This window comes from Mycobacterium sp. Root265 (assembly GCF_001428895.1).
In the GTDB taxonomy this organism is placed as follows: Bacteria; Actinomycetota; Actinomycetes; order Mycobacteriales; family Mycobacteriaceae; genus Mycobacterium.
This window is the reverse complement of record NZ_LMJA01000002.1, coordinates 228,108-241,120: the sequence shown is the minus strand read 5'-3', so window position 1 is coordinate 241,120 and position 13,013 is coordinate 228,108. Positions and strand designations below refer to the sequence as shown.

The window sequence follows — 13,013 nt, the reverse complement described above, 5'->3', positions numbered from 1 at the left end:
AGCCTAGTGACCGGGGCTACACGCGCTGAGAGCCGTCTCAACATCGGTGACGAGCACCAGTCGGTCCAGGGCGCGTTCGCCGACATAACCGGTGTCGACCAGGCCCCGTAGCCAGCTCAGCAAGCCGTCGTAGTGGCCGAACGGGTCGAGCATGACGATCGGCTTGTCATGCATGCCCAGGTATCCCGCCGTCCACGCTTCGAAGAACTCCTCCAAGGTGCCGATACCGCCGGGCAGGGCGATGAACGCGTCGGCGCGGTCCTCCATCACCTGCTTGCGTTCCCGCATGGTGTCGGTGACCACCAGTTCGTCGGCGGCGACGTCGGCGAGTTCCCGGTGCACCAGGGCCTTGGGGATGACGCCGATGGTGCGCCCGTTGCGCTGCCGGGCCCCGTCGGCCACCGCGCCCATCGCCGAGACGTTGCCGCCCCCGGATACCAGCGTCCACCCGCGGTCCGCGATGCCGCGGCCGACGTCGGTGGCGAGTTCGAGCAGTTCAGGGTGCGTCGGGCCGGACGCGCAGTACACGCAGACGGCCCACGGGCTGGTTTCGGACACAAGTGAGAACGTACCGCCGGTTTCGCCATGACCGCATGGCCGCCCGCCATACACTGCGGCTGTGTCTGAGCCGTCGAGCGACGCTGCTGCGGACGCGCTGGGCCGCGCGGATCTCGGGGCCGCCGAGGAACTGGCCCGGGCGGCATTGACCGAGGGCGGATCACTGTCCGCGCGGTTGACGTTGGCGCAGGCCCTGGCCTGGCAGGGCCGCGGGAACGATGCCGACGCGGTGCTCGCCGAGGTCGACCCCGCCACCCTGACCGAGGCCGACCTGATCGCGTGGGCGCTGCCCCGGGCGGCCAATCAGTTCTGGATGCTCGACGAGCCCGAACGGGCCACCGCCTTCCTGCGCGCGACACGCGCCAAGCTGCGTTCCGCGACCACCGTCGACGCGTTACTGAGCACCTTCGCCATGAACGCCGGTAGCCCGCAGCGTGCGCTGGAACTCGCCGACTCCGTACTCGCGACGCCGGACGCCGACCGTCGGGCGATCGGCTGGGCGGCTTCGGCGGCGGCGTTGTCGTCCGCCCGGATGGGCCTGTTCTCTTCGGTCGACACTTTGGCCGCCCGGGCGGTCGCGTCCGGCAATCCCGGGCTGCTGCGGTTCACCTCCGCTTTCGGGCAGACCACCGCGCTGATCCTCACCGGCGAGCTGGATCGCGCCGAGGCGCTGGCGCGTGACCTGGTGTCAGTGGCCCAGCCGTCCCGTGCGATCGGACAGCTACTGGTGGCCGATGTGCTGTTGGTGCGCGGTGCCCTCGACGAGGCTGTGCCACTGTTGCGCGAATCCGCCGCCGCGCTGGCAGTGACCGGATACTCGTGGGGACCGCTGGCGTGGATGCTGCTGGCTCAGGCGCTCGGGCAGCAGGGACTGGCGGTCGATGCGGCCAAAGCGCTCTCGCGCGCGGAGTCGCGACACGGGTTGAAGTCGATGCAGTTCGCCCCTGAACTGGCGCTGGCCCGGGCCTGGACCTGCGCGGCGCGACGGGACGCGGTGGGAGCGATCGCCGCCGCGCGCGAAGCGGCGCGCGCCGCTTCGCGGGGTGGCCAGTCTGCTGTGACATTGCGCGCACTGCACGACGCTGTCCGTCTCGGCGACGCCCGAGCCGCCGAAAGCGTCGCCGCGCTCGAATTGGATTGCGTCTTCGCTCGTTTGACGCTCGAACATGCGCGAGCGCAGGCAGTTCAAGATCAAGAGGGGCTGGACTCCGTTGCTAAAAGGTTTGCAGCGCTCGGAATGTCGAGAAGGCCTCTGAACGCCCCGCCGGCCGCACCGGCGGAGCGCTCGCACGAGCTCTGATCAAGACTCTCCACACAGACGGCAAACCCTTTAGGGTGACGTCCGTCAGTTGATTGCGATTACAAGGAGCGCAACCATCAGGGAGCAGGACGCGAGCGCGGCAGTCCGGAAGAAACGCCTCGACATTCAGGGCATGCGCGCCGTCGCCGTCGTGCTGGTCGTGTTGTTCCACGCGGAGATACCGGGATTCGGCGGCGGATACGTCGGCGTCGACGTCTTCTTCGTCATATCCGGTTTCCTCATCAGCACCCACCTCCTCGAAGGACTGCGGACAAACGGCCGCATCGGCTTCGCATCGTTCTACGCCCGTCGTGCCCGCCGCCTGTTGCCGGCAGCCTTCGTCGTCATCGTCGCCACGGTGCTGGCCGCCCGACTCCTGGTCTCGCCGATCCAATTCGGCTATGTGGTCAAAGACGCCATGGCCGCGGCCTTCTACATCCCCAATCTCTGGTTCGCCTACAACGCGACGGACTACCTCGCGGAGAAGACCCCGTCGCTGTTCCTGCACTACTGGTCCCTGGGCGTCGAGGAACAGTTCTATCTGCTGTGGCCGTTGCTGCTGGCGATCTTGTTCCGATTCTTCAAGGCGCGCTGGACGATGGCGATCGCCATGTCGGCGATCATCGCGGTGTCCTTCGCGGTCTGTCAGTACTCCACGACCTACACGCAACCCGACGCGTTCTTCCTGCTGCCGGCCCGGGTTTGGGAGTTCGGGCTCGGCGCGCTGGTGGCCCTCGCACTGCTCGACGGACGAAAGCTGTTCTCGCCGCGCATCGCTGCCGCGCTGGGGTGGGCCGGCCTGGCGGCGATCATCGGTGCCGGCATGGTCTTCACCACCAAGACCGTCTATCCCGGTGCGGCGGTGGCCATCCCCGTGCTGGGCGCCGCCCTGCTGATCGCCGCGGGCACCGCGCCGGGCGGCCCGGCCGGAATGCTGAGCGTGCGGCCGGCCACCTGGATCGGCGATATCTCCTACTCCCTGTACCTCGTGCACTGGCCGGTGTTGATGCTGCCGGTCGCTGCCGGCGCTTATATGGAACACCTGCCGATGTGGGCGCGCATCGCGCTCGCGCTGGCCTGTGTGCCACTGGCGTGGCTGCTCTACACCTACGTCGAGATTCCCGGTCAGCGACTGAGGTGGCTCACGACGGCGCGGCCACGCCGCACCTTCGGTGTGGCAGTGGGCGCCATGACGACGGTCGTGGTGACGGCCCTGACGGCCGGCCTGGTGGTCCAGCCCCGGCTGGACAACGGTCAGCCTGCCGAGCCGATCGTGCTCAGTGCGAGCCCCGCGGGCACCGGGTACGTGCCGACGAATCTGATCCCGACGCTGGCCGAGGCGGACAACGACCAGCCGGTCGTCTACGACAACGGCTGCCACCGCAATCTCAGTCAGACCGAGCTCGCGGACTGCGTCATCGGTTCCAACCCTGCCGCTCCACGGGTGGTGCTGTTCGGGGATTCACATGCCGCGCAGTGGTATCCGGCGCTGCGGCCGCTGGCCGAGAGCGGCGAGGTGCGCCTGGAGTCGCATACCAAGAGCAGTTGCCCGGCCGCGCCGCCGTCGAATATTGCCTCGACCAGTTGCCCGACGTGGATCGAGAATGTGGCGAGCAAGCTCGCCGCAGATCCGCCGGCGCTGGTGATCATGGGCAACTTCGGGAAGTTGTACTTCCCCGGCGAAGAGAATCGCGGACAGCTCTGGCGCGAAGCGCTGACCGCAGCGGTCGAGCGACTGCCCACTCAGTCGCATCTGGTCCTGCTCGCCGACACCCCATCCACCGGAACCACACCCTCGATCTGCCTGTCCCGCTTCATCGATGACGCCGACTACTGCGCGCTCGACAGAACCGAGGCACTGGATTCCGAGTTACGGGCCGTCGAGCGGTCCGTCGCCGAGCAGTACGACAACGTCTCCTACCTCGATTTCACCGAACTGTTCTGCAATGCCACCAAGTGCCCCAGCGTCATTGGCGACACGCTGGTCTATCGCGATGGCAGCCACATCACGACCGAGATGAGTCGGGTGCTCTCCGGCGCGTTCATCGCGGCGGCCGAAAGCTACCTGCGCCCGCCGACGACCACGGGACCGACGCCACCCGGTCAGGACATTCTCACCATGTTCAAGGCCGCTCGACCTGCACCACTTCGGCCGGTCGGGATCAACTGAGGTAATTCGGCTCCGCGCAACGTGTCTGACTGTTCAGCCAATCCGGCGTCAGACCACAGTGAGCCACAAGTTTGCGGCCCTACTGTGAGCGTTGGCAGAAGGAGCCGGCAATGAGACGCATTGCAGTAACCGCAGCAACGATCGCCATCACGGCCGGCGTGCTCTTCACCGCGGCACCCGCCCAAGCCGACGAGCCGGACAAAACGTCGGAGACGTCGAGCACCAAGGTGATTCACCACCGTTTCCAATTGCATTATCTGGATCGCGACCCCCATATGACACCCCGCGGCATGACCCACAGCGTGCGGCACGCACACCGCCCGGGAACTTAGTCGGCAACTTTGCCCCACACTTCGGCGACTTTGCGGTAACGTGGCGATGGCTAACAATTGGCAGAACATGCCATAAGCGCGGTCATTGCGGTCCAGGGGACGGCCCGGACGGCGCGCACGGCAGCGACGTGACCTGGGGGGTCAGGCCTTGAAGAAAATTTCCGTGACGACGGGGTTCGTCGTCACCGCCATCGGTGCGCTCGTACTCGTGACACCGTATCGACCGAAGGACTGGGCCTCACGGCGCTATGCGTGGGACCCGAACGCGCACGAATATCACCGTCCCCGTTCGAGTTCCCGACGCTGAACCCCGCTACAAAAAAGCTGCATCGAGCGGGTCTGCCGCCGTTTTAAGATTGCTCGAGGAGCAATTCGGGGGACGGTGATGTTCAGGTGAGTGCGCTCGACGGGTTTCTGTCGACCTGGGACAAGGCGCGGGACACGTTCGGTTCGGGTGTGCCGCAGACCGGCGAACAGTTCGATCAGAGCGCACAGTTCGAGTCGCTGCAGTCGACGGTGCAGACCGCCGCGCCCGGATCGAACTGGACGGGCACCGCCGCCAACGCCTACGGCGCGGTCAACACCGAGCACGCCCGCGTCCTCGGTGAGCTCGCCAAACTGGACAGGCGGCTGGCCGCCCACGTGAACGAGTCCGCCAATGTCGTTGCCAACGGCCGGCAGAACCTGGACAACCTGCGGCAATGGGTTGTCGACGCGGCGGCTTCGGTGCCGCCGGGCAAGAACCGCGATCAGTTGTTGATGCCGATTGTGCAGCGCGGACTCAGCGAACTCACCGGGATCGTGACGTCGTCGAACGACGAGCTCGCCCGGGTTGCCGGTGACATCACCAAGCTGGGCCCGGAATGGGATGCGCTCAAGGACCAGAAGATGGGCGGGACCGGCGAGGGCGAGGCTGAGGACGACGACATCCAGCTGGTCAGCAATGAAGAAGAGATGACCGCGCTCCCGATCGAGGAGCAAGCCGCTCGGGATGTCGAGGACGCGCTCCAGGACGGCGATCAAGGTGCCGCCGAGCGAGTCAACAACGCCCTTGATTCGATCAGCCCGGGCACCCCGCTGAGCCCGGAGCAGAACGCCTATCTGTCACAAATGCAGAAACAGCAGAAAGACATGAGCGTCTCCGAACTCAAAGACGCCAATGAACGCCTCGGCGACAAAGGCAACATCATCGCCGACTCGTGGCAGTTGATGAGCAACGATGACGTCGAGATCACCGGTGGCGCCGAGGGTCCGGTCAAGGGATCTGCAAGCCAATTGCCCGACGAGGTGCGGTTCGCGCTGGAGAAGGCTGATTTCGCCCCCCTTGGCGAGTACGGCGAACGGCCGACATCGCTGTACTACGGCGATCGCATCACCGACATCGCCGACATCGTCAAAGACGGAGATCCGAAGTTTCAGACCGGTACAGAACTTGACCGCCAACTCATCCTCGCCGCGGACAGGGTGATGGACGCCGAACAATCCCATGGAGGGCTGGACAACGGTCGGTCAACCGCGCAGGCCTTGTTCGAGGCAGTCGACGACGACCACCAGATCGTCAATGACCACCTCATGGGCAGGAATGGCGTGGACGTCGACGATTTCCTGCACGACGTGAACACGATTGATTGGCAGGACGACGGCAAGGCTGCGGGATACCTGTTCAGCTGGACCAACGAGGACAGCTTCGGCACCCCGGAGGAGGCCGAGCGTGCCGCTGAAACCGCTGAAAGATATGCCGAGTACCTCGGTGTTCATCGCCCAGACCTGTTGGATATCGACGGCCAGACGTTGGGTCAACTGAATCCCGAACTGACGCAGCGGTATGCACACGGACTCGTGCCGTTTGTAGACGACATGGGCGGGATGACCGGATCTGGCGGAACCTTTGAAATTGACGGCGACACATCGCGACACGACGGATTGATGCCCAACGCCAAAGGCGTTTTCGCGGTCTTGAACACCGACGCAGACGCAGCCGATCTGATCAACTCGACCGCATACGATCTGGCGATGAAAGAGGAGACTGCATTCGCCATGGATGCGAAGGACCCACAGTCCCAGGCCCACCTGGAAGCAGCGGCGACCATGCGCGGCTTGGTGGATGTCGGTGCCCACGAAGCCTTCCAGGCATTCGAGGCGAACGGACACCAAGCCGAAGTAAATGAGACGCAGTGGAAGAAGAATGGGTTTGACGCCGCCGTGGCCGGCTTGGGAACCGGTGGCTCGATGATCCCGGGAGTCGGAGTCGTGGCCGGCCCGACGATTGCTCAGGTCGGTGCCGCATTCGGTCAGGAACTGTTCGAGAATGCTCCTCCCCCGGTAGATCGACCTCTTCCGCAGATGGCGGAAACCAGGGCGAGCACCGTCCTGCTTGAGTCGATGCTCGCCGCCAATCAGACCGTGTCCCTTCCAGAGGGATACGTCGAGGGCGATCCTCCACGGATAGTCCAACCCGACGGAGTCAGCGATGGGGATTTCGCGACCGCCATAAACCAAGCGATGGGTGATTACGGCGTCCTGGTGGATGGTGACGGAGCGGACGAGATCTACGCAGATCGCTACAACCTGATGATCCAAGACCCGGACATCGTGAAGACACCCAGCGCCGATGAGGGTGAAGGGTGATGGCAGGCCGCTTTGCGCGATTGTCGGCGATCATTGGCGCAGGCGTTTTGGTCGCGAGCGTCGGGTGCGCGCCGCAATCTCACGAAGCCCCAGAGTCGCCACCGGCCGGATGGCCAGAGGCCTTGAGCGACTTCACCGTTGCGTGGACCGCTGAACCTGGTATCGACCTGACCACTGGCCCAGCCGTTGTAGCGCGGGCATATGTGGAGTCCTACTATCTCGCTTATCTCACCGATGACGAGAAGTACCTGTATCCGGCTTCTCCGAGTCGAACAGTCCGATCAGGGCGCCACGATTTACGGATGCGTCTACACGTACGACAGCGGCGTGCTCGTCGGCGACAAGTTCAAGGCGGCGACCGAACCGGGACCGTACGGCGGCTTCAGCCCTTTTCGGATCGGACTGAAGGTACCTGGAAATAACGAACCTACAGCGCCACAAGAGGGACCGTTGCGCGCACCGTTCACAAACGTCTTCGGGGGATGGCGCGTGGCCAACCACCAGGGCGGCTACATCCTCGCGGCGGAGTGGCCGGATAGGGGAAGAGAAATCGAGCAGTGCCGAGCCAAGGCCCCCGCCCCGCCCGAGAACCGCCAATTCTTCCCTGCGCGGACATATAAGCGATCCGACTTCCCGGTACTGCCTGCGACTCCTGGTTGGCCGGCCGAAGCGGCCCCAGCGACGAAGTAGAAATCGGCAAGTAGCAATGAATGGCCTCGCTGTTCGACTCGCACCGATCGCTCGACGCCGTGCGAGATCGTTTGGAAGCATCGTCGCAGCAGCGCTTTTCATGGTCACGGGGTGCACACCGCAGCAGACAGCCGAGACCCCCGAGTCACCACCCGCCGGATGGCCAGAGGCCTTGAGCGACTTCAGCATGACGTGGACCGGCGAACCGGGTATTGATCTGACCACGGGACCGGCAGTCGTAGTGCGGGCCTACATCGAGTCGTTCTACCTGGCGCATGTCACCGACGATGAGAAGTACCTGTACCCAGGCTTCGCGCAGTCAGTTGAGGTCAACAACCCCAATGGTCCTGAAGGCACGGAGGAACTCTGGCCGTTGGCCGATCAACCTCGCACGTGGTTAGGCACCCTACGGCAGCACATTCTCCGAGTCGAACAGTCGGAGCAGAACGTGGTTGCCTTCGGATGTATGTACACGTACGAAAGCGCGATCGTGCAAGGTGACGAGATCAGGAAGAACACCGAACCAGGTCCCTACGGCGGAATAAGCGCGTTCCGCGTCGGACTGAAAGCACCGAACACCGGCGACACTCAGGACTCCCAGTCGGGACCGTCGCGCGCGCCGTCAACGAATGTGTTCGGCGAATGGCGCGTGACCAACCATCAAGGTGGCTACTTACTCACATCCGAATGGCCAGATAGAAGACAAGACATAGACGAGTGTCGGGCTCGTGCTGGCGGGACGACCGCGAGCCGACAAACTGTCCCTGAGCGGGCATACACGAAGTCAGATTTCCCAGCGTTGCCACCAACTCCCGGTTGGCCGCCCGATCCCGACAACGGCGGTGGAGGTTGAGACCCCACGTTGCCGGCCATTCCCGGCTGGCCGGCCAAGGCCGCACCAGCGACGAAGTAGCAGTGGGCGGTTACCAATGGACATGAACCGGCTCGCTGCTCAATGCTTGATGACCGCGCCCCGACGTGCGCGGTTGTTCGGAAGCATCGTCGCAGCAGCGCTGTTCTTGGTCACAGGATGCACCCCGCAGCAGACGGCCGAGGTCCCGGAGCCACCACCTGCCGGTTGGCCAGAGGCCTTGAGCGACTTCACCGTTGCGTGGACCGCTGAACCTGGTATCGACCTGACCACTGGCCCAGCCGTTGTCGTGCGGGCATATGTGGAGTCCTACTATCTCGCTTATCTCACCGATGACGAGAAGTACCTGTATCCGGGGTTTGCGCAATCAGTCGATGCCAACAACCCCGNGTATCGACCTGACCACTGGCCCAGCCGTTGTAGCGCGGGCATATGTGGAGTCCTACTATCTCGCTTATCTCACCGATGACGAGAAGTACCTGTATCCGGGGTTTGCGCAATCAGTCGATGCCAACAACCCCGACGGGCCGGATGGGACTGAAGAGCTTTGGCCGCTCCGCGATGGGCGACCACACGCATGGGTTGGCACCTTCCGCCAACACCTTCTCCGAGTCGAACAGTCCGATCAGGGCGCCACGATTTACGGATGCGTCTACACGTACGACAGCGGCGTGCTCGTCGGCGACAAGTTCAAGGCGGCGACCTTCTCCGAGTCGAACAGTCCGATCAGGGCGCCACGATTTACGGATGCGTCTACACGTACGACAGCGGCGTGCTCGTCGGCGACAAGTTCAAGGCGGCCACCGAAAGTGGCGTTTACGGCGGCATCAACGCTTTTCGAGTCGAGCTGAAAGCTCCTGCCATTGAGGAAAAGCTTCCCCCCCAGGAGGGACCCTCGCGGGCGCCGTTCACAAATGTCTTCGGTGAATGGCGCGTGACCAACCACCAGGGTGGCTATGTCCTCACGGCGGAGTGGCCCGATAACTTTCGCGACAAGCAACAGTGTCTAAAGCACGCCCCAAATGCACCAGAAGATCGCCAATTCTTCCCTGCGCGGACATATAAGCGATCCGACTTCCCGGTACTGCCTGCGACTCCCGGTTGGCCGGCCGATGTCGGTACTGCGACAAGCTAGTTCCGGTGCGATGCCTGAACACCTCGGGCGCCAGAGTCCGCGGCCGGCCGCTGTGATCCGACCAGATGAAACCGGGTGCATGCTCACTTTCAGCGAACCCTGCGCCACTCCCCAGCCAGACGCCAGTTTGGGGTCCTACCGTGACCCTTGCCAAAGGAGTCAGCGATGACGCCTCGCCGGCACGGCACACAGCTTTGCCATCGCAGCCACCATGCCGTTCACCGCAACGCCAGCCCGGACGGACGAACCGGACTCCGCATCGACGGGTCCGGGTACCGGGATGGTTCCCCACCGATTCGAGCTGCACAGCCTCGACCGTGACACGTCGTCGTTAGCTAATCTCGCTCCCCAGCCAAGGTGACCGATCAAGATCGGTCTCGCACCGACATTCTCGCGTCATGACCATTGCCATAACCGGGCAATCACTCGGAACATGCAGATTGCGACATTTGAACGTGCAATCACCGCATACGCGAAATGTCGTTACCTCAGCTAGAGGAAAAGCCCGAGATGTAGGCGTAAAATAAAAGTTGGCTAACTATTGACAGTTGGAGCCAAAAATGAAAAACATCATCATTGGTGCTATCGCCGCGGCAATCACCGCCGGCACGCTCATCGCCGCACCACCAGCCCTGGCCGAACCCCAGGATCCCACCGAGGATCCAACCCAGGAAGTCACGGATGATGGTCCGTTCGGCGGGCCATTTGAGTTTCCGGTCGACTTCCCTCGGCTGATGAATGAACCGACCTACGGGCCGAGGGGGCCCAGCGGCGGGGTCCGAGAGGTTCGCTCGGTCCACTCGGCCTACTCGATCCCGGCCTCGAACCCAACCGCGTAGGACTGGGCTCGCAACCCGGGTGGCGTTGCCACCCGGGCCGCAGCCTAATGCCCGCACCCGCACGAAAACTCCCGCCCAACACGCCCCCGCGTCGGCCATAGAATTAGCTGCGAACGACAGGGGCTGACACATGACCGATCCACTCTTCGTCCAGACCGACGGCGTGCGGAACTACTCAGAGCTGCACTCCCAGGTGGTCTCCGGACTGTCCGGGCTTACGGGTGCCGAAGGCACCGGCGTGCAGAACAGCCATGGCGCCATCGCCTCGGCCGTGAGCGGCGCGCTGAGCAATGTCCTCGGCGGACGCGGCAGCACCCTGGGCGTCACCTCGACATCGGCCTCCACCATTGCCGATCTGCTGCAGAAAGCAGCCAGCGCGTACGCCGCGGGCGACGAGGAAGGCGCCTCGCGCCTGCAGGCCGCCGCCGATGCATTGGAAGGCAGGGGCGAGCCCGGCGGCAGCGGCGGCGCCCCTGGAACATCCGGCGCGGGCAGTCCGGCCGCGGCTGGCGGCGACATGATGGGTCAGATGGGCCAGATCATGGGTCAGGTCGGCCAGCAGGTCGGCCAACTCGCCCAGTCCGTCACCGCGCCGCTGCAAGGGCTGGCTCAAGGCCTGCAACAAGGCGCACAGCAGGTGATGCAGGGCGTTGCGCAAGCCACCCAACAGGCTTCACAGCAGGCCGCCCAGGCCGCGAAGCTCAAAGAGGGTGAGAAGTCCGAAGAGGAACGCGACGCGGAGCGTGAGCGCGAAGACCAGGCCGGCAAGCGCGAAAAGTCCGAACCCGCCCCGGTCCACGAGGCGCAGGCCGGCCCGAGCTCCCCGTCGGGTCGCGCACCCGTCGAGGCACCCCAGCCGGCCCGTCCCGCACCGACCCGTCCCCAGATCGATTAAGTCGCCACCAACACCCCGTCGGCCAGCAGCAGCCTGCGCTGGACACCGATGTTGGCCAGGAAGCTCTCATCGTGGCTCACCACGACGAACGCTCCCCGATAGGCGTTCAGCGCCGACTCCAGCTGAGCGACGCTGGCCAGATCGAGGTTGTTCGTCGGTTCGTCCAGCAGCAGCAATTGCGGCGCCGGCTCGGCGAACAGCACGCACGCCAACGTCGCGCGCAACCGCTCCCCACCGGAGAGCGCGCCGATCGGCAGATCGATACGGTCGCCCCGGAACAGGAACTGCGCCAACAGATGCCGTCGACGGGTCACCGACATTGCCGGGGCGTAGGCCGCCAGGCAATCCGCCACCGACGCCTGCTCCTCGAGCAGATCCAGCCGCTGCGACAGATACGCGATGCGACCGTCACCGCGCTGCAGCTCCCCCGTGTCGGGCGGCAGGTCACCGGAGATGATCCGGAGCAACGTCGACTTTCCCACGCCATTACCGCCGGTCAGCGCGATGCGTGCCGGCCCGCGGATATCGATATCGAGTCCCGCGAAAGTCCTTGACGCCAAATCGGTTCCGCTGAACATCACGCGGCCGGTAGGAACCTCGGTGTCGGGCAGATCCAGGGCCAGCACATCGTCATCGCGCAACGCGCGCTCGGCGTCATCGAGTCGGTCCCGGGCGTCGCTGACCCGCCGGGCGTGCATATCGTCGGCCTTGGCCGCCGACTGCTGAGCGTCCCGTTTCAGTTTGCCGGCAACAATTTTCGGCAGGCCGGCGTCTTTGAGATTGCGTTTCGCGGTCGACGATCGCTTATCGGCTCGCTCGCGCGCCTGCTGCATCTGCTGCTTGTGCCGTTTGAGTTCCTGCTCGGCATTGCGGATATTGCTTTCGGCAACATCCTGGGCAGCCTGCACCGCCGCCTGGTAATCGCTGAATCCGCCGCCGTAGAACGAGACCTCACCGGCACGCAACTCGGCGATCGAGTCCATCCGGTCCAACAGCACCCGGTCGTGACTGACCACCAGCAGGCAACCGCCGAAATCTTCCAAGGCGTCGTAAAGCCGTTGGCGGGCATCGATATCCAGATTGTTGGTGGGCTCGTCGAGCAACAGGACATCGGGTCGGCGCAGGAGTTGAGCCGTCAGCCCCAACGACACCACCTGACCACCCGACAACGTGGACAACGGGCGGTCCAACTCCAGGTCCAGTCCGAGCCGATCCAGCTCGGCGCGCGAACGTTCCTGGATATCCCAGTCGTCACCGATGGCGGCGAACACGGCCTCGCCGGCATCACCGGCGGCCAGCGCGTCCAGCGCGGCGACCACCGGCGTCACCCCGAGCACGTCGGACACGGTGTGCTCGGCCAGGAACGGCAGGTTCTGCGGTAGATACCCCAGCACCCCGTCGACCACCACGGCGCCGGCCGACGGTGTGAGTTCACCGGCGATGAGCCGCAGCAACGTGCTCTTACCGGCGCCGTTGGGCGCCACCAGCCCGAACTGGCCGCGTCCGAACGAGCAGGACAGATCCGTGAACACCGGTGTGTCATCGGGCCAGTGGAACGACAGATGGGAACAGACAATAGACATGCGGGAACTCCA

The 13,013-nt window shown here is 64.5% G+C and carries 8 protein-coding genes and 1 pseudogene; 7 read left to right on the top strand and 2 right to left on the bottom strand.

Going from position 1 to position 13,013, the window contains the following annotated elements:
• Positions 1–3 precede the first annotated feature (3 nt).
• Positions 4–558 (bottom strand): TIGR00730 family Rossman fold protein, encoded by a 555-nt coding sequence (locus ASE48_RS04440; RefSeq protein ID WP_057165814.1) that lies wholly within the window; start codon positions 556–558, stop codon positions 4–6.
• 82 nt (positions 559–640) lie between these two features.
• Here ASE48_RS04440 and ASE48_RS04435 point away from each other — a divergent pair.
• From ASE48_RS04435 to ASE48_RS04410, 7 genes and pseudogenes are all read left to right on the top strand, one after another.
• Positions 641–1,858: pseudogene (locus tag ASE48_RS04435) on the top strand (AAA family ATPase); the annotation flags it as partial.
• 133 nt (positions 1,859–1,991) lie between these two features.
• Positions 1,992–4,028 (top strand): acyltransferase family protein, encoded by a 2,037-nt coding sequence (locus tag ASE48_RS04430; protein WP_057165812.1) that lies wholly within the window; start codon positions 1,992–1,994, stop codon positions 4,026–4,028.
• 110 nt (positions 4,029–4,138) lie between these two features.
• The gene (locus tag ASE48_RS32575; protein ID WP_156409039.1) at positions 4,139–4,360 is read left to right on the top strand and encodes a hypothetical protein; all 222 of its coding nucleotides are present in this window, start codon (positions 4,139–4,141) and stop codon (positions 4,358–4,360) included.
• A gap of 393 nt (positions 4,361–4,753) precedes the next feature.
• Positions 4,754–6,988, top strand: coding sequence for a TPR repeat region-containing protein (locus ASE48_RS04425; RefSeq protein WP_057165811.1), 2,235 nt, complete (start codon positions 4,754–4,756; stop codon positions 6,986–6,988).
• Positions 6,989–7,850: 862 nt separating this feature from the next.
• Entirely contained in the window at positions 7,851–8,531 is a 681-nt protein-coding gene (locus tag ASE48_RS32050) for a hypothetical protein (RefSeq protein WP_235570777.1), read from the top strand.
• 1,713 nt (positions 8,532–10,244) lie between these two features.
• Positions 10,245–10,523, top strand: coding sequence for a hypothetical protein (locus tag ASE48_RS04415; RefSeq protein ID WP_057165809.1), 279 nt, complete (start codon positions 10,245–10,247; stop codon positions 10,521–10,523).
• A 130-nt stretch (positions 10,524–10,653) separates the two neighbouring features.
• A complete protein-coding gene (locus tag ASE48_RS04410) occupies positions 10,654–11,418 on the top strand; it encodes an ESX-1 secretion-associated protein (protein ID WP_057165808.1) in 765 nt (254 codons plus the stop codon).
• Here the strand turns inward: ASE48_RS04410 and ASE48_RS04405 are convergent.
• Positions 11,415–13,001 (bottom strand): ABC-F family ATP-binding cassette domain-containing protein, encoded by a 1,587-nt coding sequence (locus tag ASE48_RS04405; RefSeq protein ID WP_057165807.1) that lies wholly within the window; start codon positions 12,999–13,001, stop codon positions 11,415–11,417. The genes ASE48_RS04410 and ASE48_RS04405 overlap by 4 nt on opposite strands.
• Positions 13,002–13,013: the final 12 nt, after the last annotated feature.